Below are 25326 nucleotides of genomic sequence, written 5' to 3' on the forward strand. Positions count from 1 at the left end.
CGGATGACTACGAACACCACCCGCGCGTTGATCGTCGGGGCCACCGGTATTTCCGGTCAGGCCCTGTGCCGCGCCGCACTCGATGCAGGTTGGACCACCTACGGACTGAGCCGCAGCGGCAGTGTCCCCGTCGACGGCGTGATTCCCGTCGCCGCCGATCTGCTCGACCCCGCCTCTCTGACGGACGCACTGCAGGAGGTGCGGCCCGCGTTCGTGTTCTTCACCGCCTGGATGAAGAAGGACTCGGAACAGGAGAACATCGAGGTCAACTCGGCGACCCTGCGCAACGTGTTGGACGTGCTCGGCCCGCTCGAGTCGGTGCAGCACGTTGCGCTGATGACCGGGCTCAAGCACTACCTCGGCCCGTTCGATGCGTACGGCGAGGCGGTGATGGCCGAGACGCCGTTCCACGAGACCGAGGACCGCCTCGACACCCCCAACTTCTACTACGCGCAGGAAGACGAACTGTTCGCCGGTGCGGAGAAGTTCGGATTCGGGTGGAGCGTGCACCGCGCGCACACCATCTCGGGCTTCGCCGTCGGAAACGCGATGAACATGATGCTCACGCTGTCCGTCTACGCGTCGATCTGCAAAGAACTGGGCCAGAAGTTCGTCTTCCCGGGCTCCGAGACGCAGTGGAACGGACTCACCGATCTCACGGACGCGGACCTGCTCGCCGAGCAGATGGTGTGGGCTGCGACCGACGACAAAGCACACAACGAGGCCTTCAACATCGCCAACGGAGACGTCTTCCGCTGGCGTTGGCTGTGGCCGCAATTCGCCGCGCACTTCGGTGTCGAACCCGAGGGCTACGACAGCGAGCCACGTCCCCTCGAACCCCGCATGTCCGACGCGGCCGCGGCGTGGAAGCGGATCGCCGAGAAGCACGATCTGGTCGAAAGCGACGTCTCACGCCTGGCGTCGTGGTGGCACACCGATGGTGATCTGGGGCGCGACATGGAATGCCTGACCGACATGAACAAGTCGAAGAAGGCCGGCTTCCTCGGCTTCCGATCCACCCCGGACGCCATTGCCTCGGTGATCCAGCGATACCGGGATGCGCGTCTGATTCCCTGAGTGCCTGCGGCAGTGGTGCGGTTAAGTGCCCTCTGCGGCACTCAACCGCGCCACTGCGGCTCCGCCGCATACTCGGCGTAGCGCTCCCGCACGTCGGGGGTGAGGTCTGCCTCGTAGATCTGCGACGGTGCCTGCGGCCACGTCGGCGGCTCGATGGTGCCGGCCAGTGTCCAGGCGGCCTGACGCGCAGCGCCGTCGGCCACGTACTCACCCGGCTCCGGCACGGCCACCGGAACCCCGAGAATCGCCGGGGCCAAAGCACGCAGCGCAGCGGATTTCGCGCCGCCGCCGATGAGCAGCACTCGCTTCGTTTCCACTCCCTGCGCACGCAGGTGATCGATACCGTCGGCCAAGCCGCACAGCAGCCCCTCGACTGCAGCGCGAGCGAGGTGGCCGGGCGTCGAATTGTTCAGCCGCAGGCCATGAACGGCTCCGGACGCATCGGGGCGGTTGGGGGTGCGCTCGCCCTCGAAATACGGCACCATCACCAAGCCGTCGCTCGTCGTCGACAGCGCCAGCCGAGACAGCTCGTCATGGTCGACGCCCAGTAGCCGCGCCGTCGCATCGAGCACGCGGGCGGCGTTGAGGGTGCACACCAACGGCAACTGACGGCCGGTGGCGTCGGCGAATCCGGCCACCAAACCCGAACCGTCCGCCGCGGCAACGGATGTCACTGCCGATACGACGCCGGATGTGCCCACCGACACCACCACGTCGCCGGGCCGGGCATCGAGAGCCAGGGCTGCGGCGGCGTTGTCCCCGGTACCAGGTCCGATCAATGCTCCGGCAGCGGTGTGCCCGATGGTCTCGTTCGGTGCAGCCACTCGGGGCAGCAGCGGGTTGCGACCACGAAAACCCAACTGCAACAGATCGGTTCGATATTCGTTCGACGCAGCGGAGAAATACCCGGTGCCACTCGCGTCGCCGCGATCGGTCGCCAACGCGTCCAACCCGGCTGCGCCGCCGAGCTTCCAGCTGAGCCAATCGTGCGGAAGGCAGACGGCCGCAGTGCGATCGGCGTTCTCGGGTTCGTGATCGGCTAGCCACCGCAATTTGGCGACGGTGATCGAGGCCAATGGAACCACCCCGACGGCGTCGGCCCAGGCCTGACCGCCGTTCTCACCCAACTCGGAAACCAGGTCGGTTGCGGCCTGGGCCGATCGAGTGTCGTTCCACAGCAGCGCCTTCCGCACGACGGATCCTTCGTCGTCGAGGCAGACCATGCCGTGCTGCTGCGCACCGACCGACACCGCGTCCACATCGTCGAGGCCGCCGGCATCGGCGACAGCCTCGTCGAGGGCGTCCTTCCACCGCTGCGGGTCGATCTCGGTACCGTCGGGATGGGCTGCTCGGCCCTGACGTACCAACTCTCCCGACTCGGCGTCACGAACGAGGACTTTGCACGACTGAGTGGAGGAGTCGATTCCCGCAACGAGAGCCACGATGAGCTGGTCCTTTCCTACGCAAGTGTGACCTACGACCCTACCCGCGCGGACAGACCGGGCGTTCGGACTCGAGCTACCTTTGCCCGTATGCGCGGAGAACCCGACGAATCCACCGACTTCAGGCTCACTGTGGCCACCGCTGCCCTCGACCTGTTCTCGGTCAAGGGCTACGACTCGACGACGGTGGACGACATCGCGGGCGCTGCCGGGATCTCGCGTCGGACATTCTTTCGTCAGTTCCGTGCCAAGGAAGACGTCGTCTTCGCCGATCACGAAATTCTGCTCGAACAGGTCGACGCCTTGCTGGCATCCAACACCGGCGACCCCTGGCAGGCCGTCTGCGATGCGGCCCAACTGGTGTACGAGCGATTCTCGGACTGGATGGAGATGTCGCGCCTGCGGTATCAGGTGGTACATCGAATCCCTGCCCTACGCGATCGTGAAATCGTCACCGTGTTCCGCTACGACCGACTCTTCGTCGACTACCTGCAGAGTGCTCTACCCGACCACTCGCATTTGGAGATCCTCCAGTTCTCGGCCTCGGTGACCGCGACCCACAACTACATTCTTCGTCGAATGATTCGCGACGGCCTACCGACGTCCGTCGAGGACCTACGATCGGCGCTCGCACAGGTCCGGGCGCAGTTCTTCGGCGAGATCGTCGTCGCTTCGTTCCCGCGAGGCACGTCCGTCCACAAGGTCGTCGACGCGTTGGCAGATCACACAAGCGACTGACCGGACCGAACAGCATGGCACTGAGTGCCGCACGGCGCGCACCCGGTCTTGAATCGGGCCATACTCGGACGTACACTGGGACCAACCTTGGCACTGAGTGCCCCTTTCGGGCGGTGCCTCCCCCTGACAATCCGAGGAGCGTGGCCACATGGCCGGAAATCCCGACTTCGATCTGTATCAATCGCCCGAAGAGCACGACGAACTGCGTGCAGCCATCCGGGCGCTCTCGGAGAAGGAGATCGCTCCGTACGCCAAGGAGGTGGACGAGGACTCCCGCTTCCCCGAGGAGGCACTCAGAGCGTTGAACGCCTCGGGCTTCAACGCCATCCACGTGCCCGAGGAGTACGACGGCCAGGGTGCCGACTCGGTTGCGGCGTGCATCGTCATCGAAGAGGTCGCCCGCGTCTGCGGCTCGTCCTCACTGATTCCCGCCGTCAACAAACTCGGCACGATGGGCCTGATCCTCAAGGGCTCCGAAGAACTCAAGAAGCAGGTTCTTCCCTCGCTCGCCGGTGGCGCGATGGCGTCGTACGCACTGTCGGAGCGCGAGGCCGGCTCCGACGCCGCCAGCATGCGTACCCGCGCCAAGGCCGACGGTGACGACTGGATCCTCAACGGCTCCAAGTGTTGGATCACCAACGGCGGCAAGTCCGATTGGTACACCGTCATGGCGGTGACCGATCCCGACAAGGGTGCCAACGGCATCAGCTCGTTCATCGTGCACAAGGACGACGAGGGATTCGTCGTCGGCCCCAAGGAGAAGAAGCTCGGCATCAAGGGTTCGCCCACCGCCGAGCTGTACTTCGAGAACTGCAAGATTCCCGGCGATCGCATCATCGGCGATCCCGGCACCGGCTTCAAGACCGCGCTGGAGACGCTCGACCACACGCGCCCCACCATCGGTGCCCAGGCCGTCGGCCTTGCACAGGGCGCCCTCGACGCAGCCATCGCATACACCAAGGACCGCAAGCAGTTCGGTGCCTCGATCTCGAGCTTCCAGGCCGTGCAGTTCATGCTCGCCGACATGGCGATGAAGGTCGAAGCCGCGCGACTGATGGTCTACAGCTCCGCAGCCCGCGCCGAGCGAGGCGAGAAGAACCTCGGGTTCATCTCCGCCGCGGCCAAATGCTTCGCCTCCGACGTGGCGATGGAGGTCACCACCGACGCCGTGCAGCTCTTCGGCGGCGCCGGATACACCACCGACTTCCCGGTCGAGCGCATGATGCGCGACGCCAAGATCACCCAGATCTACGAGGGCACCAACCAGATTCAGCGTGTCGTCATGTCGCGGGCGCTGCTCAAATGAGCGACATCAACCTCGTAGGCGTCATCGGCGGCGGCACCATGGGTGCCGGAATTGCCGAGATGTGCGCTCGCTCCGGCAGTTCCGTGCTGATCCTCGAAACGAGCCAGGCGACGGCCGACGCCGCCGAAGCGCGGCTCGACAAGTCGTTCGCCCGCGCCGTCAAATCCGGCCGCATCGAAGCCGATGCGGCCGAGAAGGCCCGAGCTGCAATCACGTTGACCCTCGACATCAACGATTTCGCAGACCGCGATCTCGTGGTCGAGGCGGCACCGGAAATCGAGTCGCTGAAGCTGGATCTGTTCGGCAAGCTCGATTCCATCGTCAAGCCCGAGGGAATTCTGGCGACGAACACCTCGTCGATCCCGGTCATCAAGATGGCGAACGCGACGAAGCGTCCCGGCCAGGTCGTCGGAGTGCACTTCTTCAACCCCGTGCCGGTCCTTCCGTTGGTGGAGATCGTCGTCAGCCTGCTCACCAGCGAAGAAACGGTTGCCGCGGTGACGGACTACGCCGGAAACACGCTCGGCAAGAAGACCATTCGCGCCGGAGACCGTGCCGGGTTCATCGTCAACGCATTGCTGATCCCGTACATGGTCTCGGCCATCCGCATGCTCGAGTCGGGCTTCGCCAGCGCGGAGGACATCGACGAGGGCATGGTCAACGGTTGCGCACACCCCATGGGCCCGTTGCGTCTGACCGACACCGTCGGCCTGGACGTCACCCTTGCCGTGGCCGAGTCCCTCTACGCCGAATTCCGCGAGCCGCACTACGCCCCGCCGCCGCTGCTACAGCGCATGGTGGACGCAGGCATGCTGGGTCGCAAAACCGGTAAGGGTTTCTACACGTATTCGTAGTAGTCCCCCGAGTCTGCGTGAATGGTCCATTCACCCCCGTCAGGGCCGGTGAATGGACCATTCACATCTCCGAAAGGCGCACACTGGAGCCGTTCCACGACACTGGGAGGCTTCATGAACATCGATCTCGACGGCCGCACCGCATTGATTTCCGGCTCCAGCCAAGGCATCGGCCTGGCCATTGCCACCGAATTGGCCCGCGCAGGTGCACGCGTCGTGCTCAACGGCCGCAGCGGGTCGGCGCTCGATTCGGCCGAAGAACAGTTGCTCACCGAGGTACCCGGCGCACGAGTGGTTGTCGTAGCAGCCGATCTCGCGACGGCCGAAGGGGTCGAGACTCTGCTTGCCAAGGTCCCGGTGGTCGACATTCTGGTGAACAATCTCGGAATCTTCGGGGCCAAGCCCGCTCTGGATATCGACGACGACGAGTGGCGTCGCTACTTCGAGGTGAACGTGCTCTCGGCCATCAGGCTCATCCGGACGTATCTGCCGACGATGACCGAATCGGGTTGGGGCCGAATCCAGAACATCTGCAGCGATTCCGCGGTCGTCATTCCGGAGGAGATGATCCACTACGGAATGACGAAAACCGCATTGCTCGCCGTGACCCGTGGATTCGCGAAAGCTGCTGCAGGAACTGGCGTTACGGTCAACTCGGTCATTGTCGGCCCCACCCACACCGAGGGTGTCGAGAAGTTCGTCGCCGAACTCGTCGGCGACGAACTTCCCTGGGATGAGGCACAAGCGCAATTCATGAAGGAGCACAGGCCCCAATCGCTCATCGGACGGCTGATCGAGCCGAAGGAAGTCGGCAACATGATCGTCTACCTGAGCTCGGAACAGGCTTCCGCGACCACCGGTGGCGCCCTGCGCGTGGATGGCGGCTACGTCGACTCGATCCTGCCCTGACGGGTAGCCAGTCGAGCTGCGTGAATGGACCGTTCACACCCGTCCGGGCGCGTGAATGGTCCATTCACGCCTTCTGGGGACGTCAGTCCTTGGGCCCACCGGCGGCGTAGACGACCTGACCCGAGATGAATCCCGCGCCCTCGCTGACGAAGAACGACGCCAGGTGCGCGATGTCGTCGGGATGTCCGACGCGATTGACCGGAATCTGCGACGCCGCAGCAGCTTTGAAGTCGTCGAACGACATTCCGACACGCTCGGCGGTGGCTGCCGTCATCTCGGTTTCGATGAACCCGGGGGCGATGGCGTTGGCGGTGACACCGAACTTGCCGAGCTCGATGGCGAGGGTCTTGGTGAATCCCTGCATACCGGCCTTGGCGGCCGAGTAGTTGGCCTGGCCACGGTTTCCGAGTGCCGAGGTGCTCGACAGGTTGACGATGCGGCCCCACTTGGCGTCGATCATGTGCTTCTGGACTGCACGCGTCATCAGGAACGACCCACGCAGGTGCACGCCGAGCACGGAATCCCAGTCCTGCACCGTCATCTTGAACAGCAGGTTGTCGCGGGTGATGCCTGCATTGTTGATCAGTACGGTGGGTGCACCGAACTCGCTCGCGATGCGATCGACCGCGGTCTGCACCGACTCCTCGTCCGCGACGTTGGCTCCGATGGCCACTGCCTGTCCACCTGCGGCCTGGATCGCCCCGACGGTGTCGCTGCACGCGGCCTCGTCGAGGTCCACCACGGCGACTCCGAAACCGTCCTTGGCCAGCCGCTTCGCTACGGCAGCACCGATTCCCCGCGCGCTGCCGGTGACGATGGCCGTCTTGATCTGATCACTCACGAATATCTCCTAGAGAACGCCGAATCGAATTACCTGTCATCTGTTTCTATCAACACCGCGGACGTGATCAGTACGCAGCCACCGCCCCGTCGAGCGCCTTCTGCATTCCCTGCGCCACCACGCGCGTGATGTCGATCGGCTTGTCGGGCAGATCGGTGATGGGCGAGTCGATGTACACACTCGCCTGCTTCACCTTCGGTGTGCCGGGTCCGTAGCTCAAGCCGATGCAGATCAGCACCGGCTCGACCCCGAGCTTGCGCGCCCGCATCGCGATGTGGCCGATACCGCTGCCGACGTGCTGCACCGTCGTCGGATCCTCGAGATTGCAGGTGCCCTCGGGAAACACGGCGAGATCGTCGCCCCGTTTCATGCGCTCTGCGCTGACGTCCATCATGCGGTTACCCGCAGCGCTGACGGCTCGCATCCCGTGATTCTTGCCGCGAAAGACAGGGATTCCACCCATCATGTCGATTCGCTTGCGCTGCTTGGCTTCCTGGAACAGTTCGTCCTTGGCCAACACCCGTGTACGGCCGATGACCGGACGCAGCGGCGACGCCCATGCCGCCGCTGCGAGCGTATACGGATCGTTCTCGGTCAGATGATTGACCGCGATGAGCAGACGAGCGTTGTCGTAGACGAGACGCCGCAGCTCCTCACGGGCACCGTCGGGATACGACACCCGCGGGCGGAAGCGCCTGGCGAGGGTGGCGTACGCCAACCTCGCCACCTGACGATTCTGCTGGTGACGCAGATAGAAGTCGTACACGGTCACATCGTTTTCGAGAATTACCGCAGGCCGATCCATGACGCGAGCTTAGCCTCACACCCGCGAAGAGCCCATAGCCCGGATTCCGACGGCAAGTCCGACCACTGCGGTGGCCACAGCTGCGACGACGCCTGCCGTCACCGTCGTACTGGTGAAGTCACCAGCGAACAGGGCACGTTCGGCGTCGACGAGATACCCGAGCGGGTTGATGTTCACCAGAAACTGCATCCATCCCGGTGCCGCAGTCAGCGGCAGCATCGTGCCCGAGAGGATGAGCAGCGGAAACATCAACGTCTGTTGAATTGACCAGAACACCCAATCCTGTCCGCGCACAGCCAGAGCCAACGAATAGGACAGTGCGCCGAGTCCGACACCGAACACACCGAGCAGCACGATTCCCACTGCTGCGCCGAACGGATTCACGGACAACCCGAGTGGCAGTGCCACCAACACGATCAACACGGCCTGTGCAGCCAGCGGCACCATTTCCTTGAACGCGCGCCCGACGAGCAGAGCCGATCGCGGCAACGGTGTCACCAACATTCGTTCGTGAGAACCCTGCTGCAACTCGGCCAGCAAATTCGAGCCCGTCATGGACGTTCCGAAGATGGTGATCATTGCAAGCACACCGGGAACGAACCAGTCCCACACACTTCCGTTCCCGAGACCGGGGACCTCGGTGAGCAGAGGGCCGAACAGTGCGAGCAGGATCAGCGGTTGGATGAGACTGAAGATGACGGTGAACGGATCGCGCACCATCGGCCGCAACTCCCGACCCATCACCAATGTGCTTCCGGAGAGGACGTTCATCGCAGTTCACCTGCCGTGCCTGCAATTTCGAGATCAGGGTTGCTGTCGAGTGCCGCGCTCTCACGCAGACTGCGGCCGGTCAATCCGAGAAACACGTCGTCGAGGGTCGGTCGAGTCATGTCCGCCGTGTGCACACGTATGCCGTGAGATTCGCTGACTCGCAGCAATTCCGGTAACACCACCTCGGCGCGCTCGACCCGAATGTTCAGCCGCGAACCCGCAACCGTTACGTCCCTGATGCCGGCGAACCCGGCCAGAAGCGGAGCCAGCGCCGACGCGTCGGACACGGTGAGGACCACCAGATCGCCTGCCAGTTCCGATTTCAGCGCCGTCGCGGTGTCGTCGGCGATGACGGTGCCGCGATCGACGACGATCACCCGCTCGGCCATCGAATCGGCCTCGTCCAGGTAGTGCGTGGTGAGCACGATGGTGGTACCCATCTCGCGCCTGAGCCGGAGAATGTGGTCCCACAGGTTCGCGCGGCTCTGCGGGTCCATTCCGGTGGTCGGCTCGTCCAGAAACAGCAGGGGCGGACGATGTATCAAACCCAGTGCGATGTCGAGCCGTCGACGCTGCCCACCGGAGAGCGTCGAGACGGTGCGGTTCGCGAGCTCTCCGAGTTCGAGTGCCTCGATCAATTCGTCTGCGCGACTGCGTGATCGATCGCGCTTCATCCCGTAGCACAGACCTTGCACGACCAGTTCGTCGCGGACGCGCTGATTGTGGCCCGCTCCGTTGCCCTGCCCGACGTAGCCGAGGCTACGCCGGACTCGGTCGCGGTCCTTGCCCACGTCGAACCCGGCGATCCGGGCCGATCCCGACGTCGGTGCCAGCAGCGTGGTCAGCATCCGCAGAGTGGTCGACTTACCGGCACCATTGGGACCGAGCAGAGCCACCAACTCTCCCTCACCGATCGTCAGATCGATGCCGCGCACCGCCTCCACGGTCTTCTTGCCTTGTCGAAAAGTCTTTGTCAGTGACGATGTTTCGATCATCCTGCTTGCCCCTCGTCGCGATTGGTGAATCCGTACGACGCAGACGTTAGGAACGATCGCGGTCAGCTTCGGTCCGCGTTACCGAGGAGCGAGAAATCAGCCGAAAACCGGAAACTTCCGCTTGCGGGCGAGGGCGTCCATTCCGGACTGAATGCTCGCGCGCACCTCGTCGTACTTGGCTTCGACATACGCCTCGTCCTCGCACCGAGCGGGATCGTGGTCCAATTCGACCGGCGGCATGAATCGAGTACGGATTTTGGCGGGCAACGGAATCTGCGGCAGCGCGGCAGGCGCAATGATCCAGGGCAGCGAGATCGCGATGGGAAACACCTTCAGCCGCGCGATCTTGTCGAGCTTGAGCGCCTTGGCCAGCTTGTCGCCACGGATGAGCACCGGCATGGCGTCGGCCCCACCGACCGTCGCCACCGGAACGATCGGCACACCCATCCGAATTGCCAGCTTGATGAAGCCGGTTCGGCCACCGAGGGTCGCCTCGTCTCGCTTGCTCCAGGGCCGCAACGAGTCGACCTCACCGCCCGGCCACACGATGACGTCCCGTCCCTCGGCCAGGGCCGTCGACATCGAATCCGGGGCAGCAGGAAGCACGCCCATGGACCGAAAAACTTTGCCGATCAACGGAAACGCCATCAGAGCATCGTGCGCAGTGCCGTGCAGAATTCGCTTCTCACCGAAGTGCCGCCACCACTGCGCGCCGACGGTCCATGCGTCCCACACGAACGGGGCACCCGAGTGCACGCCCACGACCAGGACGGGCGACTCGGGAATGGTGTCCCAGCCGTCGATCTCCATCCGAAAGTAGCGGTCCATGACGCCGTTCCACAGTCGCTGCTGACGGTCCATCGCGACGGTGTTCTGATCGTCGAGATCCCAGCCACCGGCACGTTCGGCCACCACCGCGCCGAGACCACCGGATGCCTTGGCGCGGCGCTCCTTCATCTTCAATCGCGCCGCCGCGGCATAGCGCTGAGCTTGTTCGCGCAACTGCTCCTTCGACGGCTCTTCGGAACGATCCCCACCCGTAACGTGATCCCCATCACTCATACCCGCACGGTACTCCACCCCTCCCGAGTCGACTCGTGGCCCGGTGCCCGTAACCCCACGGGACGCGCTCCATGTCCGATATGGTCGAAATTCGAGCCGAACGAACGAGGTACACCATGGATCCGATCGAGCCGGCATACGGAACGACGGCCCTGCTTCTGATCGCAGCTGCGGCCGTCGCAGTCCTGCTCTTCCTCATCATGAAGGTGAAGCTGCACGCCTTCGTCTCACTCGTGTTGGTCAGCGCGGTCACCGCCGTCGCAGCGGGAATTCCACTGGCAGACGTGCCGTCGGCACTGCTCTCGGGCTTCAGTTCTACCTTGGGATCGGTCGCCCTACTCGTCGCGCTGGGTGTGATGGTCGGCAGACTGCTCGAAATCACCGGTGGCGCACAGGTATTGGCAGACACCCTGATCAACCGCTTCGGTGCCAAACGCGCGCCGCTCGCCCTCGGTGTCGCCGCACTCATCTTCGGCTTCCCCATATTCTTCGACGCCGGACTCGTCGTCTTCCTGCCGATCATCTTCACCGTGGCCAGGCGTTTCGGCGGATCGGTGCTGCTGTACGCACTGCCAACGGCCGGCGCGTTCGCTGCGATGCATGCCATCGTTCCTCCGCACCCCGGTCCCGTTGCCGCAACCGAACTTCTCGGCGGCGATATCGGGTCGGTTCTGCTCGTCGGCGTCCCCGTCGCAATCGTCTCCTGGTTCGTCGGCTCGTACCTCGTCGGCACCCAGCTCGGCAAACGGTTCCACACCATGCCTGCCGACATCTTCGCCGACGGATCGGCCGCCTCGGAGGAGCACGACAAAGAGATGGCGGCACTGCGCACCCCCGCTCCGAAGTTTGCCGCGGTGCTGTTCATCCTGCTGACACCACTGGTGCTGATCTCCCTCAACACTGTCGTCAACACCCTCACCACCTCGGGTGTGCTGACCGGAGACGAGACCTGGGCAGCAGCGCTGACTCTCATCGGTCAGACGCCCATCGCCCTGCTCATCACCCTGCTGCTGGCCCTGTTCATCCTCGCGCCGGGACGCTTCCCGGTGGCCGACGGTGCAAAGTACATGGATCAGGCCCTCGGCCCCGTGTGCTCGATCATTCTGATCACCGGAGCCGGCGGCATGTTCGGTGGCGTGCTGCGGGCCAGTGGCATCGGGCAGTCCCTCACCGCCTCGTTGTCCGATCTCGGACTTCCGATCATGTTGCAGGCCTTCCTGATCGCCACCGCGCTACGCGTCGCACAGGGTTCGGCCACCGTCGCGCTGACCACCACCGCCGGGCTCATTTCCGTTCAGGTGGCGGAGTTGGATCTGAGCAACTTCAAGATCGCGCTGCTGGTCTTCGCACTGGCCGCCGGAGCGACCGTCCTCTCCCACGTCAACGACTCCGGTTTCTGGCTCGTCAGCCGCTTCTTCGGCATGGACGAGAAGACGACCCTCAAGACCTGGACGGTCATGGAAACGACACTGGGACTGGCAATCTTCGCGCTCGCGTCGCTGCTGTGGGTGGTGTTCTAGCGGGGACCTCACTCTTCGGCTTCGAAGACGCATCCCCCGGATGGAAGCTCCAGAACGATGACGTCGTGGTCCTCTCCGGTCACGATTGCGGTGAAGACCACCTCCGACCCATCCATCGACACCCACCAGTTCATGTTGGCACCGCGCACACGCGGCACCTGCCGGTACACCGCGCGGGCTTCCTCGACGTTCACGTGCGGATGAAGCCTGCGAGCGGTATCGATGACGGTGCGGCGCACGTGGTCGAGATCGAGAAGGTCGTCGTCGTCCGACAGTTGAGATGGTCGGAAATCAATGAGTGCGAATGGTATTCGGACGATTGGAAGCGTCGCAGAGTACGCCATCGATCCCTCGGAAAGCTCTGGGTAACGCCAGTCGAGCACGCCGTCGTCGAACGTGGGTCGCAGGTCGTCGTAGATCGCCGATCCGGTCTCGGCGCTGCGATTCACCGCTGCGATGTACTCGGTCAAAGAGTCGAACCAAGGCGCACTCCCGTCGGCGGCCTCAGCCGAGAACATTCGAACGCAACCGCGCCGCCTACCCCGGCGGGTATCTATAAAAGTGGTTGCGCCCGTTTCGTCATCGGCAATCGGGACATAGGCGGGTAAAAACATCTCGGCAGTCTCACCTGCCTCTTGGCCACGGATCGTGGCCGGCCAGTCATCACCCAGATAGTCGATGGAGTGCGGATTTTCGAGACCGAACCTGTGTCGAGCGACAACCTCGTCCAACGACAGTAACTTCGTGTCCGGCAGCACCGAACCGACCGGGACGTAGTCCTCACTCAGGGGAACGTGCTGACCGTCGTGCAGTCCGTAGAACTCGCTCAGTTCCTCCGTCCACGGCGTTGTCGCATGTTCGGCGGCCTCGCGCTCACTCGCAGACCGTGGGGGTCCGATCGACGCGGCGGTGATCGGCGCGCGCTCGCGGAGCGTCGCCATGTACGCCGTCCATATTTCGGTGAGGTTCACGACTCGAACCTAGACGAGCGTCACTGCACGGGAACGAGAATTCGCCACGCGCCCAGTGCCAATGAGCCGACGGTGACGAGCAGGAACAGCCCGACCCAGACGATGCCGGGCAGGAAGGTCAGTCGGGCGAGTTGATCGGCATCGGAATCCCGTGCTCGTCCGGCGCTGCGTGATTTCTGCAGTTCGAGAACGGGCCGCGGGCCGGCGATCAACAGGAAGAACGTGATGAAATACGCCGCCGCGACCTGCTGTTCGCCGGTGCCCCACCAGGACACCACGAACAGTGCAGCACCGACGACGACGAGTGAAAGCAAGCCGTAGATGTTGCGAATCATCAACAGCATCAACGCAATCGAGATGACGCCGATCCACAGCACCGCCACCGCATGCTGAGTCCCGAGCACGAACGCGGCACCGAGGCCGAGTAGCGACGGCCCGACATAGCCAGCGAAGGTCATCGCGATGACGCCGAGACCGGTGGGCTTGCCCTTGGAAATCGCGACGCCCGAGGTGTCGGAATGCAGCCGTAGGCCCATCAACTGACGACCGGTGATGAGCGCGACGAACAAGTGCGCCCCCTCATGCGCGATGGTCACCACGTTGCGCGCGATCCGCCAGGTCTGCGGCAGAACCACGATGACGAGGGCAGCCACGGCCGCAACTTGGACGATCCACACCGGCGGATCAGGACTCACCGCGGAGATGCGGTCCCAGAATTCGTTCACACCCAAGTATGCGGTTTCGCCGCAGTGGTGCGGTCAAGTGCCGCCGGGGGCACATGGGAGTGGAGCCTGCGGAACGACCCGCAGGCCCAGCCGCACCACTGCCGCAGGCACTACGACGCGCGTGCTTCGGCCTTCGCGCGTTCGCGGGCGAGGGAGCGGTCTCGCATTTCCTCGAACTTGGTGGCCTGGCGTTCGAGGTCTTCGAGGAACGCGGCGAGTTCTTCACGCTTGTTCTCACCGCGTGCGGTGAAGTCGTTGCGCTCGAAGACGTTCCATTTGCGCAGTACCGGCCAGACGACGTCCTCGAGGTGCTGACGCAGGTCGTAGATGCCGTGCTTGGCCATCAACACGCCGTTGCGTCGGAAGTTCGGCATCCCGGCACCGGGCATGACGAAGTTCGTCACGATGTCCGAGACGGCCTGCAGCGTCTGATCGGGGGAGATGTCCATCGCCGCGCCGGTGATGTTGCGGTAGAAGATCATGTGCAGGTTCTCGTCGGCGGCGATGCGCTGCAGCATCCGGTCGGCAATCGGGTCGTCGCAGACCTTGCCGGTATTACGGTGCGAAACCCGCGTCGCCAGTTCCTGGAACGTCACGTACGCGACCGAATGCAGCAAACCGACCTGCGATCCGGCGGGTGAGGCGTAGCCGTTGGTCATGTGGATCATGCGGGCTTCTTCGAGGGCGACGGGATCGACGCCGCGGGTGACGACGAGGTAGTCGCGCATGACGATGCCGTGGCGGTTCTCTTCGGCGGTCCAGCGGCCGACCCAGGTTCCCCAGGCACCGTCGCGGGAAAAGTTCTCGGCGATCTCACGGTGGTAGGACGGCAGGTTGTCCTCGGTGAGCAGGTTGGTGATCATCGCTGCCTGGGCGACGTCGGAGAGCTTGGACTGCTCGGGGTCGTAGTCCTTGCCACCGAGTGCGGCGAAGTTGCGGCCTTCGTCCCACGGCACGTAGTCGTGTGGATGCCACTCCCGCGCCATCGATATGTGACGGTTCACATTGTCCTCGGCAGTGGGCACCAGCTCTTGCAGAAGCTCGAGCTGTGTCAGATCCCTGGCCATCGACATGCCTCCTCGCGTTGACGTCAGCTCGCAAGCCTAGGGCGACGTACGAGGCCGGTGTGGAGCCTTGGCCGGATTCTGTTAGAGGTAGCAACCCCGGTCCGGCCCGATTGGTGCGACGTCACAGCCAGGACGGGTCGGTTTCAGCGAGTGGCGAGAGTCGACGCGGCTCCGAGCGTCGCCGGGCGGAAGACCCATCCGCGCAGGGCAAGGAACCGGGCGGCACCGAAGATGCCACTGACCGCGATGACGACCAGTACCTGGACGTACGTCGGCGCGTCGGGAAACAGGACGTGCATTGCTGCCAGTGAGGCGGTACTGAGACCGAGCCCGATCAGGGCAAGACCCCCGGCTTCCCACTGAGTCTGGAACCAGCCGACGCGGCCGGCTGCGTGAAACGTGTGACGACGGTGCAGCTCGTTGGCCAGGACGGTGCTGGCCGCGACACCTACGAGATTGGCGGTGAACGATCCGAGGGAAGCGAGAGCGACGAACAACAGGGCGTACACACCGTTGCTTGACACCCCGACGATCACGAAGCGCGCGAACTGAGCAAATACCGATTCCCCGAGCATCCTCGACTTGATGCGGGGCGCACATGCCGACGGCCCGGACGTGGCCGGGCCTTTCAGGAAAGTGCTCACGAGGTCTCCAGTTGTAGAACCGGACGCGTCGTTCGACGCTCCGATTCGATACAACTCCGCATGCGACCGAATCGGTCTCGGAGGTGACGGAAGTCTCAGGCTTTCGAGGAACTTTCTTCCCGTGCGCGCTTCTTGCGATCGAGGTCGATGTTGAGGCTGTCGGGCTTGATCGATGCGACGAACAAGACCGCGACGAGCACGACCACCACGACGATGGTGATGACGACCACCGCGATGCCGAAAATTGCCAAGATACCGTTCATGTCCTGCCTCCCGTGTCAGGCAATACGGTACTTGTCGTAGACGGCTCGGTCGACCGGCACCCCTGGGTCGTTCCTATCGGCTCCACTCCCGCGCCCCGACTCACTGCTCAGCTCACCAGGCGCGCCACGGCACGCATCGGCAACGACAGCCAGGTGGGCCGATTGCGCGCCTCGTACAGCACCTCGTAGACGGCCTTGTCGAGTTCGTACGCGCGCAGCAGGTCGGCCTCGTCGCGTGGATCGTGCCCGGCCACCGAGGCGTACCCGTCGAAGAACGCCGCGATGCTCCGAGCTGCCCACTTCTCGGCCCGCTCTCTCTCCGACGAGTCCTCGGGCCGATCGACCAGCAGATGATTGGCGGCGTAGTCGAACGAGCGCAGCATTCCCGCGACGTCGCGCAGAGCACTGTCCATCTGCCTACGCTCGGCCAAAGTCTTCGCCGGCTCCCCCTCGAAATCGATGAGCAGCCACCGCTCGGGTGTGCCCAGCACCTGCCCCAGATGTAGGTCACCGTGGATTCGCTGCACAGTAGTGCTGTTCGACGCCTCCGCCCGCGAGATCAGAGCGGTTGCCGCCGGGATGTACTGGGCGATCTCCGGCACCACCCGCGCCACCCCCGAGATACGAGCGAGGATCTCCTCGACGGCGGTCGACTCCACCGAGCGTTCGACAGTGCCCAACGTCGACGCCAGGTCGTCGTGCACCTGCGCGACTGCCGACCCGATTCGATACGCGTCCGGAGCGAAATCTGCGGGCAGATCTTCGATCGGCGTCTGCGGGGAATCGAACACCTCCTGCACGCTGGCCAGGGCCGCAGTCCAGCCCTCGGTCGAGTTCGCGGCGAAGTCCTGAGCCATTCCCAGCGTGGTCGGCTCGCCGCCTACCTGAGCCTCGAGCCATCCCCGCAGTGGCGCAACATTGACGCTGCCTGCCTCTGCGAGCGCGCGATGCAGTTCGACGTCGGGGCTGATTCCCGGCGGCACCTGACGAAACAGCTTGAGCAACAGCAGGTCACCGAGAATCACCGAGGTGTTGGACTGCTCGGCCCCCAGAACCCGACCGCGCAGACCGCTCGGCACACTCGAACCGTCGACGATCCTGAATTCGATGCTGCCCGTGGCCTTTCCGGTGGCAAGTGCATCGCCGTACAGGCCGATGACCTCGGGGTCGCGCAAACCGTCGAACACCACCACCTCGCCGGTCACGGGCAGCACCCACGGTCGGAGGTCGTCGGTCAGCTCGGTCCGAAAGCCCAGGGGCACCTGATAGGTCTGCGTCACGGCCGCACCGTCCTGCGTCAACTGCACCTCAACCAGCAGGTGCTCGGCTGCGAAATGCGGCTCGTCGTGGAGCACGTCACGCGCGACGATTCGGACCGATGTCACCGTCGAACCCTTTGCGCCGAACCATCGTTGACCTGGCAACCACGTTGCCAGAGCATCCTCGAGCTGGGGTTCGACCGTGCGTGCCACACTCGAGCTGGAACCGACCATGAGAATCTCTCGCCGCCTTCGGGGGAGTTTGCAAAGTTTGTGACCGTACGGAGCGAAACCTACCCACTCCCGGCGACGCTCACACCCCGGCAGCAAAGACACCCGAACGTTATGCAGGTCGTACGCCGGTGCACCGACTTGCTCGTAGAGTGGTCACATGTCCGCTCCATTGACCGCCCACATCGACGTACACCGAGCCGGTGATCGATCGAAAACCCGTGTGTCCTGGCTGGACTCGAAACATTCGTTCTCCTTCGGCCAGCACTACGACCCCGACAACACCCATCACGGACTGTTGCTGGTCAACAACGACGACATCGTCACTGCCGGGCAAGGTTTCGAGACGCATCCGCATCGCGACATGGAGATCGTCACCTGGGTGATGCAGGGTTCACTGGTGCATCAGGATTCGATCGGACATTCCGGGATCATCTACCCGGGGCTCGCGCAACGCATGAGTGCAGGCAAGGGCATCATGCACTCGGAGAAGAACGATTCCTGGAGCATCGACGGCAACCGACACACCGAACCCGTTCGCTTCGTACAGATGTGGGTGCTTCCGGACAGTCCCGGCACCACTCCCGCCTACGAACAACTGGAGATCGGCGACGAATTACTGCGGGGCGGGCTCGTCACCGTCGCGTCGGGCATGGACAAACATCGTGGTCAGGCAGCAATCACCATCGGCCAGAAGTCAGCAGCGCTGCATGCTGCACGGTTGTCACCGGGGTCGACCGTCACGGTGCCGGACGCGCCCTTCGTCCACATCTTCGTCGCCCGCGGCACGGTCTCGATGGAGAGTGTCGGCGAACTGTACGAGGGCGATGCCGTTCGGATGAGTTCGACTGGCGGACAACGCATTACGGCCAGCGAACCGGCCGAGGTACTGATCTGGGAGATGCATTCGCGACTCGGCGGCTGACGTGGACGTTCGATGACAACTTGATCACGGGAACACGGTGAACCGGTGCGCAGGGCGGCTACCCGCATACACTCCCAGCGTTCGCGATCGCCGATTTCGGAGGTATCAGACGTGTCGAATCAGAATCCCCCACCCGGTGACTATCCCCCGCCCGGAAACTACCCTTCACCCGGTGAGTACCCCCAGCAGGGCGGGTACCAACAACAGCCGCCGGCACCGAAGAACACCGTCGGCACGGTGGCTCTGGTCCTGGCGATTCTGGGTGTGTTGTTCTCCTGGACCATCGTCGGCGGAATTCTTCTCGGCCTGATCGCCATCGTTCTCGGCTTCGTCGGACGGTCCAGGTACAAAAAGCGCACCGCCACCAACGGCACCGTGTCACTCATCGCGATCATTCTGGGTTTCGTGGCCGCAGCGCTGTCGATCGTTCTCGTCGTCGTCGGCGTCGGCCTGTTCAACGCAGTCGGTGGACAAGACTTCACCGACTGCATCACCAACGCAGGCAGCGATTCAGCAGCGCAACAGCAATGTTCCGACGAATTCAAGCAGAACGTCGAGAATCAGTACGACGACTCGACACCCAACTGAGCCGCGGCCGAGGCACTCACAACTCGGTGCCCGACGGAGCGCGATCATCTCGGGGCGTCAGGCCCGCCACGACCACCTGATTGCCGCCTTGCTGCTTGGCCTCGTACATCGCCGCGTCTGCCGATCGCAACAGTCGCGTGATGAGGTCGACGACGTCGGTGCCTGAGCTGACGCACTGGCAATGCGCAATTCCGATGCTCACCGTCAGAGGTGCTGCGTCCGATGCGGAGTGCGCAGCGCTCAGGTACTGCTCCGCCAATGCTCTGGCGTCGGGTTCGGAAAGCCTGGTCACCACGGCGAACTCTTCACCACCCACCCGCGCGACCACCACGCCGTCCGTCGTCAACCGTTTTGCGACGAGCTGCAAGGCCGCGTCCCCCTGGTGATGGCCGAATCGGTCGTTGATCGACTTGAATCGGTCCACGTCGACAACCATCACCGAGACATCGGTCGCACCGAGGTAATACACCGGTAGTGCCTCGTCGAGCCCTCGTCGGTTGCGCACCTGCGTGAGCGGGTCGAAGTTGGCGGCCTGCGCTTGGACATGAAGTTTGAGGAGCAGGTGCTGGAAGAAGGTCGGGCCCATGAACGTGATGGGGACGAGCACCACGAGTTGCGCGATGGCCAGACCGTGATCGGTGTCGGGCGAAAGCAAGATCAGCACGGAGAACAGGGTCACGGCCGTTCCGGCCCACAGTAGATGCAGAGCCATGACTTTCGGACTGTGGAAGAGCTGGACGTAGACACTGTTGGCCGCGAGCATCGCAAGGGCCAGAAAAAGGGTCTGAGGCGATCCGTAGGACAACAGAACCAGGGTTACGCCGATGTCCGAGTACGCGGCGAACATCAGGGATACGCGCTTCGACGGCCACGGAGTCCTGAGCCAGGCGACACCGACCACGAGCGTCGAGACGATCGCAAGGACGAAAATCGACCTACCGACCGCAGAGGTCGGCGGAGAATCGGTGAGCAACAGCAGTGCGGCAGCGCCGAGTCCGTACGAGAACGTACTGAGAGCTGCAGCCAAGCGATACGGTGCGAGCGCACCGTGCAGCTCGAGGTAGCTCACCACCGACTCGTAGCTGTGGGGCTGGTGCCACCACGTGCGCAGAAAGACCGATTGCACGTAACCTCCAGGCCCGTACCGGCCGACAATGACCGGACCGGACGCGTCATACGCCGGACCGGGCCGGACATATCGGCCATTTGTGATGCTATTCGACCGGCATCACCCTCGGAGGTCCCTTCGTCGGAACACTGCGAAAGCCCCGATGCCGATCGCGATCGCGATCACGACGAGCCAACCGATCGGCTCGGGGGTGAAGGACGTTCCCGGCAATCGCGGAACGTGTGTGAAGGGCGAGACATCGAGCAGCCACTGCGGCAGGCCCACCACCGAGCTGATCTGACCGAGGGCGACGAAGCTTGCCAGGACTGCCCAGAGGACGGTTGCGAATCGAGGGACAACGCCGAACAGCGCAACGCCGATGGCCGTCACCACCCACACCGCCGGCAGCTGACTCAGTGCGCCGAGCAGGACGGACGGCAGCTCTGCTGCGATATCGCCGGTGGCCGACCCGTACGTCAGGCCGATGGTGAGGTCGACGACCAGCAGTAGCCACGCTGGGCCGAGGACAGCGAACAGTAGGTGCCCGACCAGCCACCGCAGGCGCGAGACGCCGGTAGCCAACACGATCTCGGCCAGGCCTGCCTCTTCCTCGCCGCGGAGACGCAGCACGGCCGACACCGAAAACGCCGCGACAACGACGCCCGCAATACTCAGTACGGCAGCGATGAACGACTGTTCGATGGTGCTGCCTCCGAACTTCTCCAGTGCGTCGCTGATGGCGGCACTGCTGCCGAGCTGACCACCGATGCCGTGGGCGGACGACCCGATGGCAATTCCGAACAAGGCCATCGCGACAGTCCAACCGACGGTCACCCCGCGAGTCAGTCGCCAGGCCAGCGCAACGGGACCCGCAAGTGACGGCGGTGCCGTTGCTCGGCCACGGCGTTCGGCCGACAGTCCACTTCCGAGATCGCGACGCTCGGCAGCAGCCAAGGCCGCAACGAAGAACACGGCGGTGACCGTCAGCGACAGCAGCAGCGGCCACCACCGCTCGTCGGCGAACGGCCGAACCTGCGCCGACCACCCGATCGGCGAGAACCACGACAAGGTGCCCGAGCCTGCGTCGCCGATCGCCCGCGCGACGAACGCCACGGCCAGTACACCGAGTGCGTAACCCCGAGCCGCCCGCGCCCCCGACGCCACCTGCGCCGCCACGGCCGCACAGCCGACGAAGACAAGTCCGACCACGGCGACCGACGCCCCGTACGCGATGCTCCCGGCCACCGGGAGGCCGAACGTCCAGAGCGAAATCGTCGACAACGCGCCTGCCGCGATCACCCCGCCGCCCGCCAGCGCGATCGCCGCGGCCAACCCGGCATACCGACCCACCGCCGTCGATCCGATCAGCTCGGTCCGACCCGCATCCTCCTCACCTCGGGTGTGCCGAACCACGGTGAGGATCGCCGCCAGCGGAACCAGCGCCAGCACCAGCCCCGAGCGCCACGACACCAGAGCGCCCAGGTCGCTTCCGAAGATCGGCCCGACCAGTGCTGCCTGCGCCGGCGTCGACAGAGTGCCGAGGTAGAAGGCCTGACGGTCCGCCGCCGTCGGGTACAGGCCCTCGAAGCTGACCGCGTACAGCAGCGGCAGCGCTCCGAGCAGGACGATCCACACCGGTGCCACCAAACGATCGCGGCGCAGATACAACCGCAGCAATGCGCCCGTCCCGGTCAGGGTGTTCATGCGTAGTACCTCAGGAACAGTTCTTCGAGCGTCGGAGCCGAACTGACCAGGCTGCGGACTCCGGCGTCGGCGAGTACGCGCATGGTCACCCCAAGTGCTTCGTTCTCCACCGTGCAGGTGACGGAGGATCCCGCGACTCGGACGTCGGACACCCCCGCGAGCGTGGCGAGACCGTCGGGCACGTGCTCGAGATCGGCGGTGATCGTCGTGCGGGTCAGGTGTCGCATCGAGGCCAGGGTCCCGGTGTCCACCGTCCGCCCCTCTCTGACGATCGTCACCGAACTACACAGCGCATCCACCTCGGACAGGATGTGCGACGACAACAGCACCGTGACTCCGCGTCGGGCAGCATCTTTCACGCAGTCCGCGAAGTGCTGTTCCATCAGCGGATCGAGTCCGGATGTCGGTTCGTCGAGGATCAGCAGCTCGACGTTCGAGGCCAGGGCCGAGATCAGCGCCACCTTCTGCCGATTGCCCTTGGAGTACGTGCGCGTGCGCTTGCTCGGGTCGAGCGAGAACCGTTCGAGCAATTCGGCGCGCCTGACGGTGTCGATGCCGCCGCGCATCCGGGCGAGCAGGTCGATCACCTCGCCGCCGGTGAGTGACGGCCACAGCGTCACATCTCCCGGGACGTAGGCCAGGCGCCGATGTAGCGCCACGGGGTCGGCCCACGGGTCGCCGCACAGCAACCGCGCGGTTCCCGACGTCGCACGGACGAGACCGAGCAGTACACGGATGGTCGTGGATTTACCGGCCCCGTTGGGGCCGAGGAAGCCGTGCACCTCACCGGTCGGTACGCGCAGGTTCAGGCCGTCGAGCGCCCGCACCGGACCAAAGGTCTTCACCAGCCCCTCGACGGAGATTGCGTCGGTCATTGCTCGGCCTCCAGATAGGTGTCCAAAGCTTGGGAGTCGGTGAACAATCCGTCGGTGTAGAGCTCGAGTGCCGGGAGCATGATCTCCTTGCCGAGGGCGCTCAGGGCCTCGCTGAAGTCGACGTCGGGGCCGGCCATCTGCACGTACAACAGGAGTCCACCGACGTTCTGCCGCGTCAGGAATCGGGCGCGAGCCGCAGGGTCTCGACTGGGGGTGAAACGGCCGTCGCGCACACCGTCGTCGATGTAGCGAACGGCGTCGTCGACCATGTGCTCGAACAACTCTCGCGCCAACGTGCCGCCCACGGAGAAGCTCCGCACGATGTACGCGACGAGCGGTGCGTACTCCTCGATGCGAGCGAGGTGTTCCATCATTGCGGCGGGGGCGGCCGACGCAGCTTTCGACTCACGGATCACGCGCAGAACGTGCTCGTCACATGCCGTGCGCAGACCGTCCTTGGACCCGAAGTGATGGTTGAGCAGCCCGGGAGAGACTCCGGCCGCCGTGGCGATCGATCGCACGCCTGCGGTGAAGCCCTGCGCCCCGAAGACGTCGATCGCGGTATCGCGGATTCGTGCCCTGGTGGTGAGATCCTCCTGTGCTGTACGCATGTACAGCACATTAAACACTGGTTCAATCGAGCGCAAGAGTGTAAAGATGGATGCATGACTTCAGTAGTGAACTCGGGCATCGATCTCAGCTACCAGGACGAGAACACACGCGCGCAGGACGACCTCTTCGTGCACGTCAACGGCAAATGGCTCGACGATTACGCCATCCCGGCCGACCGCGCAGTCGACGGCGCGTTCCGGACTCTGTACGACCGAGCCGAGGTCGACGTGCAGACCATCATCGAGGAGTCGGCCGCAGCGAACCCACCCGCGGGTAGCGACGCACAGAAGATCGGCGATCTGTTCTCGAGCTTCATGGACGCCGACCGCGCCGAGCAGCTGGGCGTCACCCCGATCGCAGACGAGCTCACCGCCATCTCCGACGCTACCGACCTCGTCACTCTCGCAAGCGTTCTCGGCTCCCTGCAACGCACGGGCGTCGGCGGAGCCATCGGCCACTACGTCGACACCGACGCCAAGCAGTCCGATCGCTACCTGGTGCACTTCAGCCAATCCGGCATCGGCCTGCCCGACGAGTCGTACTACCGGCAGGACGAGTACGCCGACATCCGCTCGAGCTACATCGAGCACATCTCCAAGATGTTCGCGCTCAGCGGTATCGAGTACGACGCGCAGACGGTGTTCGACCTCGAGCAGAAGATCGCGGCCGGGCACTGGGACGTCGTCGCCAGGCGTGACGCCGAGAAGAGCTACAACCTCGTGGATTTCGACACGCTGGTACAGAACGGTGCCGGATTCAACTGGGCTGCATGGATTTCCGGACTCGGGGCCACCACCGAGCAATTCGCGGAGGTCGTCGTGCGGCAGCCTCCGTTCCTGACCACCTTCGTCTCGCTGTGGACCTCCGAGGACATCGAGGCATGGAAGGCGTGGCTGGCCTGGCGCGTCATACATTCACGCGCACCGTTTCTGACGAGTGCGATCGTCGACGAGAACTTCGCGTTCTACGGAACGACGCTGACCGGCACGGAGGAGAACCGGGAACGCTGGAAGCGCGGAGTCTCGCTGGTGCAGGACGTACTCGGCGAGGCCGTCGGCAAGCTCTACGTCGAGCGGCACTTCCCGGCCGACTCCAAGGCTCGGATGAAGGTGCTCGTCGAGAATCTCACCGAGGCCTACCGCCGCAACATCTCCGAACTCGAATGGATGAGCCCGGAGACCCGCCGGCGGGCACTCGAGAAGCTCGACAAGTTCACCCCCAAGATCGGCTACCCCGATCGCTGGCGTGACTACTCCGGCGTCGAGATCAGCGCCGACGACCTGCTCGGCAACTACCGCCGCGGCTACACCGCCGACTACCAACGCGACCTCGACAAGCTCGGCGGCCCCGTCGACCGCGACGAATGGTTCATGACGCCGCAGACCGTGAATGCGTACTACAACCCCGGCATGAACAAAATCGTCTTTCCCGCAGCCATTCTCCAGCCACCGTTCTTCGACCCCGAAGCCGACGACGCGGCCAACTACGGCGGTATCGGAGCCGTCATCGGCCACGAGATCGGACACGGATTCGACGATCAAGGGGCCAAGTACGACGGTGACGGCAACATGGTCGACTGGTGGACCGACAGCGACCGCACCGAATTCGGCAAGCGCACTACCGCGCTCATCGAGCAGTACAACGAGTTCGAGCCCAAGGCACTTCCAGGCCACAAGGTCAACGGCGAGTTCACCATCGGCGAGAACATCGGCGACCTCGGTGGTCTGTCCATCGCAGTCGCGGCCTACGAGATCTCGCTCGACGGCAAGGACGCACCGGTGCTCGACGGCCTGACCGGGATGCAGCGAGTGTTCTTCGGGTGGTCACAGGTGTGGCGGACCAAGGCTCGTGACGCCGAGGCGATCCGGCGACTGGCCGTCGATCCGCACTCGCCGCCAGAGTTCCGCTGCAACGGCGTCGTACGAAATCTGGACAGTTTTCACGAAGCGTTCGACGTACGGCCCGGAGATGCGCTGTACTTGGAGCCGGGGAAGCGCGTCAAGATCTGGTAGCGCCAGGTGAGCGGAACTTCGT

25 protein-coding genes are annotated in these 25326 nt (G+C 64.2%); 9 read left to right on the plus strand and 16 right to left on the minus strand.

Annotation, left to right across the window (positions count from 1 at the left end; all coding sequences use genetic code 11):
- Window positions 1-3 precede the first annotated feature (3 nt).
- Window positions 4-1077: an SDR family oxidoreductase gene (locus ACNEOT_RS00340; RefSeq protein WP_415971211.1), complete on the plus strand. Its 1074-nt coding sequence runs from the start codon at window positions 4-6 to the stop codon at window positions 1075-1077.
- Window positions 1078-1118: 41 nt separating this feature from the next.
- Here the strand turns inward: ACNEOT_RS00340 and ACNEOT_RS00345 are convergent, their stop codons facing one another.
- Window positions 1119-2519, minus strand: a complete 1401-nt coding sequence (locus ACNEOT_RS00345; RefSeq protein WP_415971212.1) for a xylulokinase — start codon at window positions 2517-2519, stop codon at window positions 1119-1121.
- 90 nt (window positions 2520-2609) lie between these two features.
- On the opposite strand from ACNEOT_RS00345, the gene ACNEOT_RS00350 reads away from it, so the two are divergent.
- From ACNEOT_RS00350 to ACNEOT_RS00365, 4 genes are all read left to right on the plus strand, one after another.
- On the plus strand, window positions 2610-3257 hold the full coding sequence (locus ACNEOT_RS00350; protein ID WP_415971214.1) for a TetR family transcriptional regulator: 648 nt from the start codon (window positions 2610-2612) through the stop codon (window positions 3255-3257).
- Window positions 3258-3405: 148 nt separating this feature from the next.
- Entirely contained in the window at window positions 3406-4563 is a 1158-nt protein-coding gene (locus tag ACNEOT_RS00355) for an acyl-CoA dehydrogenase (protein ID WP_415971215.1), read from the plus strand.
- Between the two features lie 5 nt (window positions 4564-4568).
- Window positions 4569-5417 carry a 3-hydroxybutyryl-CoA dehydrogenase gene (locus ACNEOT_RS00360; RefSeq protein ID WP_415973606.1) on the plus strand — a complete coding sequence of 283 codons (849 nt, stop codon included), beginning with the start codon at window positions 4569-4571 and terminating at the stop codon, window positions 5415-5417.
- Between the two features lie 114 nt (window positions 5418-5531).
- A complete protein-coding gene (locus ACNEOT_RS00365; RefSeq protein ID WP_415971217.1) occupies window positions 5532-6326 on the plus strand; it encodes an SDR family NAD(P)-dependent oxidoreductase in 795 nt (264 codons plus the stop codon).
- Between the two features lie 82 nt (window positions 6327-6408).
- On the opposite strand, the gene ACNEOT_RS00370 is transcribed toward ACNEOT_RS00365, so the two are convergent.
- The 5 genes from ACNEOT_RS00370 to ACNEOT_RS00390 form a co-directional block, all read right to left on the minus strand.
- Window positions 6409-7167, minus strand: a complete 759-nt coding sequence (locus ACNEOT_RS00370; RefSeq protein WP_415971219.1) for an SDR family oxidoreductase — start codon at window positions 7165-7167, stop codon at window positions 6409-6411.
- A gap of 67 nt (window positions 7168-7234) precedes the next feature.
- Window positions 7235-7972 carry a lysophospholipid acyltransferase family protein gene (locus ACNEOT_RS00375; protein ID WP_415971220.1) on the minus strand — a complete coding sequence of 246 codons (738 nt, stop codon included), beginning with the start codon at window positions 7970-7972 and terminating at the stop codon, window positions 7235-7237.
- 15 nt (window positions 7973-7987) lie between these two features.
- On the minus strand, window positions 7988-8743 hold the full coding sequence (locus ACNEOT_RS00380; RefSeq protein ID WP_415971221.1) for an ABC transporter permease: 756 nt from the start codon (window positions 8741-8743) through the stop codon (window positions 7988-7990).
- Window positions 8740-9738, minus strand: coding sequence for an ATP-binding cassette domain-containing protein (locus ACNEOT_RS00385; protein ID WP_415971223.1), 999 nt, complete (start codon window positions 9736-9738; stop codon window positions 8740-8742). Before ACNEOT_RS00385 ends, ACNEOT_RS00380 begins: the two co-directional genes overlap by 4 nt.
- Window positions 9739-9834: 96 nt before the next feature.
- On the minus strand, window positions 9835-10800 hold the full coding sequence (locus ACNEOT_RS00390; RefSeq protein ID WP_415971225.1) for a lysophospholipid acyltransferase family protein: 966 nt from the start codon (window positions 10798-10800) through the stop codon (window positions 9835-9837).
- A gap of 116 nt (window positions 10801-10916) precedes the next feature.
- On the opposite strand from ACNEOT_RS00390, the gene ACNEOT_RS00395 reads away from it, so the two are divergent.
- Window positions 10917-12320, plus strand: a complete 1404-nt coding sequence (locus tag ACNEOT_RS00395; protein WP_415971226.1) for a GntP family permease — start codon at window positions 10917-10919, stop codon at window positions 12318-12320.
- 8 nt (window positions 12321-12328) lie between these two features.
- On the opposite strand, the gene ACNEOT_RS00400 is transcribed toward ACNEOT_RS00395, so the two are convergent.
- The 6 genes from ACNEOT_RS00400 to ACNEOT_RS00425 all read right to left on the minus strand — a co-directional run bounded on the left by ACNEOT_RS00400 (window position 12329) and on the right by ACNEOT_RS00425 (window position 17483).
- Complete coding sequence (locus ACNEOT_RS00400) at window positions 12329-13291, minus strand: SMI1/KNR4 family protein (protein WP_415971228.1); 963 nt, start codon at window positions 13289-13291, stop codon at window positions 12329-12331.
- A gap of 20 nt (window positions 13292-13311) precedes the next feature.
- Window positions 13312-14016 carry a M50 family metallopeptidase gene (locus tag ACNEOT_RS00405; RefSeq protein WP_415971230.1) on the minus strand — a complete coding sequence of 235 codons (705 nt, stop codon included), beginning with the start codon at window positions 14014-14016 and terminating at the stop codon, window positions 13312-13314.
- A 110-nt stretch (window positions 14017-14126) separates the two neighbouring features.
- The gene (locus ACNEOT_RS00410) at window positions 14127-15083 is read right to left on the minus strand and encodes an acyl-ACP desaturase (RefSeq protein WP_415971232.1); all 957 of its coding nucleotides are present in this window, start codon (window positions 15081-15083) and stop codon (window positions 14127-14129) included.
- Between the two features lie 143 nt (window positions 15084-15226).
- Window positions 15227-15658 carry a GtrA family protein gene (locus ACNEOT_RS00415; protein WP_415973607.1) on the minus strand — a complete coding sequence of 144 codons (432 nt, stop codon included), beginning with the start codon at window positions 15656-15658 and terminating at the stop codon, window positions 15227-15229.
- Window positions 15659-15822: 164 nt separating this feature from the next.
- Window positions 15823-15990: a hypothetical protein gene (locus ACNEOT_RS00420; RefSeq protein WP_415971233.1), complete on the minus strand. Its 168-nt coding sequence runs from the start codon at window positions 15988-15990 to the stop codon at window positions 15823-15825.
- Window positions 15991-16097: 107 nt separating this feature from the next.
- Window positions 16098-17483, minus strand: coding sequence for a maltokinase N-terminal cap-like domain-containing protein (locus ACNEOT_RS00425; protein WP_415971235.1), 1386 nt, complete (start codon window positions 17481-17483; stop codon window positions 16098-16100).
- Window positions 17484-17640: 157 nt separating this feature from the next.
- Here ACNEOT_RS00425 and ACNEOT_RS00430 point away from each other — a divergent pair, with 157 nt between their 5' ends.
- On the plus strand, window positions 17641-18405 hold the full coding sequence (locus ACNEOT_RS00430; protein ID WP_415971237.1) for a pirin family protein: 765 nt from the start codon (window positions 17641-17643) through the stop codon (window positions 18403-18405).
- Window positions 18406-18516: 111 nt separating this feature from the next.
- A complete protein-coding gene (locus ACNEOT_RS00435) occupies window positions 18517-18993 on the plus strand; it encodes a DUF4190 domain-containing protein (protein ID WP_415971239.1) in 477 nt (158 codons plus the stop codon).
- A 16-nt stretch (window positions 18994-19009) separates the two neighbouring features.
- Here the strand turns inward: ACNEOT_RS00435 and ACNEOT_RS00440 are convergent, their stop codons facing one another.
- The 4 genes from ACNEOT_RS00440 to ACNEOT_RS00455 all read right to left on the minus strand — a co-directional run bounded on the left by ACNEOT_RS00440 (window position 19010) and on the right by ACNEOT_RS00455 (window position 23291).
- Window positions 19010-20119, minus strand: a complete 1110-nt coding sequence (locus ACNEOT_RS00440) for a GGDEF domain-containing protein (RefSeq protein ID WP_415971240.1) — start codon at window positions 20117-20119, stop codon at window positions 19010-19012.
- A 102-nt stretch (window positions 20120-20221) separates the two neighbouring features.
- Window positions 20222-21805, minus strand: a complete 1584-nt coding sequence (locus ACNEOT_RS00445; protein WP_415971242.1) for an ABC transporter permease — start codon at window positions 21803-21805, stop codon at window positions 20222-20224.
- Window positions 21802-22680 (minus strand): ATP-binding cassette domain-containing protein, encoded by an 879-nt coding sequence (locus ACNEOT_RS00450; RefSeq protein WP_415971244.1) that lies wholly within the window; start codon window positions 22678-22680, stop codon window positions 21802-21804. Before ACNEOT_RS00450 ends, ACNEOT_RS00445 begins: the two co-directional genes overlap by 4 nt.
- The gene (locus ACNEOT_RS00455; RefSeq protein WP_415971246.1) at window positions 22677-23291 is read right to left on the minus strand and encodes a TetR family transcriptional regulator; all 615 of its coding nucleotides are present in this window, start codon (window positions 23289-23291) and stop codon (window positions 22677-22679) included. The genes ACNEOT_RS00450 and ACNEOT_RS00455 overlap by 4 nt, the downstream gene beginning before the upstream one ends.
- A gap of 54 nt (window positions 23292-23345) precedes the next feature.
- On the opposite strand from ACNEOT_RS00455, the gene ACNEOT_RS00460 reads away from it, so the two are divergent.
- Window positions 23346-25304 (plus strand): M13 family metallopeptidase, encoded by a 1959-nt coding sequence (locus ACNEOT_RS00460; protein WP_415971248.1) that lies wholly within the window; start codon window positions 23346-23348, stop codon window positions 25302-25304.
- The last annotated feature ends 22 nt before the right edge of the window (window positions 25305-25326 follow it).

Source organism: Rhodococcus sp. 077-4 (assembly GCF_047782425.1).
Lineage (GTDB): Bacteria > Actinomycetota > Actinomycetes > Mycobacteriales > Mycobacteriaceae > Rhodococcoides.

Bases quoted from the DNA above. Each gene is read 5' to 3' on its own strand.
- ACNEOT_RS00425 (WP_415971235.1), bottom strand. From the start codon at position 17,483: ATGGTCGGTTCCAGCTCGAGTGTGGCACGCACGGTCGAACCCCAGCTC.
- ACNEOT_RS00460 (WP_415971248.1), top strand. From the start codon at position 23,346: ATGACTTCAGTAGTGAACTCGGGCATCGATCTCAGCTACCAGGACGAG.
- ACNEOT_RS00450 (WP_415971244.1), bottom strand. From the start codon at position 22,680: ATGACCGACGCAATCTCCGTCGAGGGGCTGGTGAAGACCTTTGGTCCG.
- ACNEOT_RS00415 (WP_415973607.1), bottom strand. From the start codon at position 15,658: ATGCTCGGGGAATCGGTATTTGCTCAGTTCGCGCGCTTCGTGATCGTC.
- ACNEOT_RS00390 (WP_415971225.1), bottom strand. From the start codon at position 10,800: ATGAGTGATGGGGATCACGTTACGGGTGGGGATCGTTCCGAAGAGCCG.
- ACNEOT_RS00350 (WP_415971214.1), top strand. From the start codon at position 2,610: ATGCGCGGAGAACCCGACGAATCCACCGACTTCAGGCTCACTGTGGCC.
- ACNEOT_RS00355 (WP_415971215.1), top strand. From the start codon at position 3,406: ATGGCCGGAAATCCCGACTTCGATCTGTATCAATCGCCCGAAGAGCAC.
- ACNEOT_RS00340 (WP_415971211.1), top strand. From the start codon at position 4: ATGACTACGAACACCACCCGCGCGTTGATCGTCGGGGCCACCGGTATT.
- ACNEOT_RS00410 (WP_415971232.1), bottom strand. From the start codon at position 15,083: ATGGCCAGGGATCTGACACAGCTCGAGCTTCTGCAAGAGCTGGTGCCC.
- ACNEOT_RS00365 (WP_415971217.1), top strand. From the start codon at position 5,532: ATGAACATCGATCTCGACGGCCGCACCGCATTGATTTCCGGCTCCAGC.
- ACNEOT_RS00395 (WP_415971226.1), top strand. From the start codon at position 10,917: ATGGATCCGATCGAGCCGGCATACGGAACGACGGCCCTGCTTCTGATC.
- ACNEOT_RS00380 (WP_415971221.1), bottom strand. From the start codon at position 8,743: ATGAACGTCCTCTCCGGAAGCACATTGGTGATGGGTCGGGAGTTGCGG.
- ACNEOT_RS00385 (WP_415971223.1), bottom strand. From the start codon at position 9,738: ATGATCGAAACATCGTCACTGACAAAGACTTTTCGACAAGGCAAGAAG.
- ACNEOT_RS00445 (WP_415971242.1), bottom strand. From the start codon at position 21,805: ATGAACACCCTGACCGGGACGGGCGCATTGCTGCGGTTGTATCTGCGC.
- ACNEOT_RS00430 (WP_415971237.1), top strand. From the start codon at position 17,641: ATGTCCGCTCCATTGACCGCCCACATCGACGTACACCGAGCCGGTGAT.
- ACNEOT_RS00455 (WP_415971246.1), bottom strand. From the start codon at position 23,291: ATGCGTACAGCACAGGAGGATCTCACCACCAGGGCACGAATCCGCGAT.
- ACNEOT_RS00375 (WP_415971220.1), bottom strand. From the start codon at position 7,972: ATGGATCGGCCTGCGGTAATTCTCGAAAACGATGTGACCGTGTACGAC.
- ACNEOT_RS00420 (WP_415971233.1), bottom strand. From the start codon at position 15,990: ATGAACGGTATCTTGGCAATTTTCGGCATCGCGGTGGTCGTCATCACC.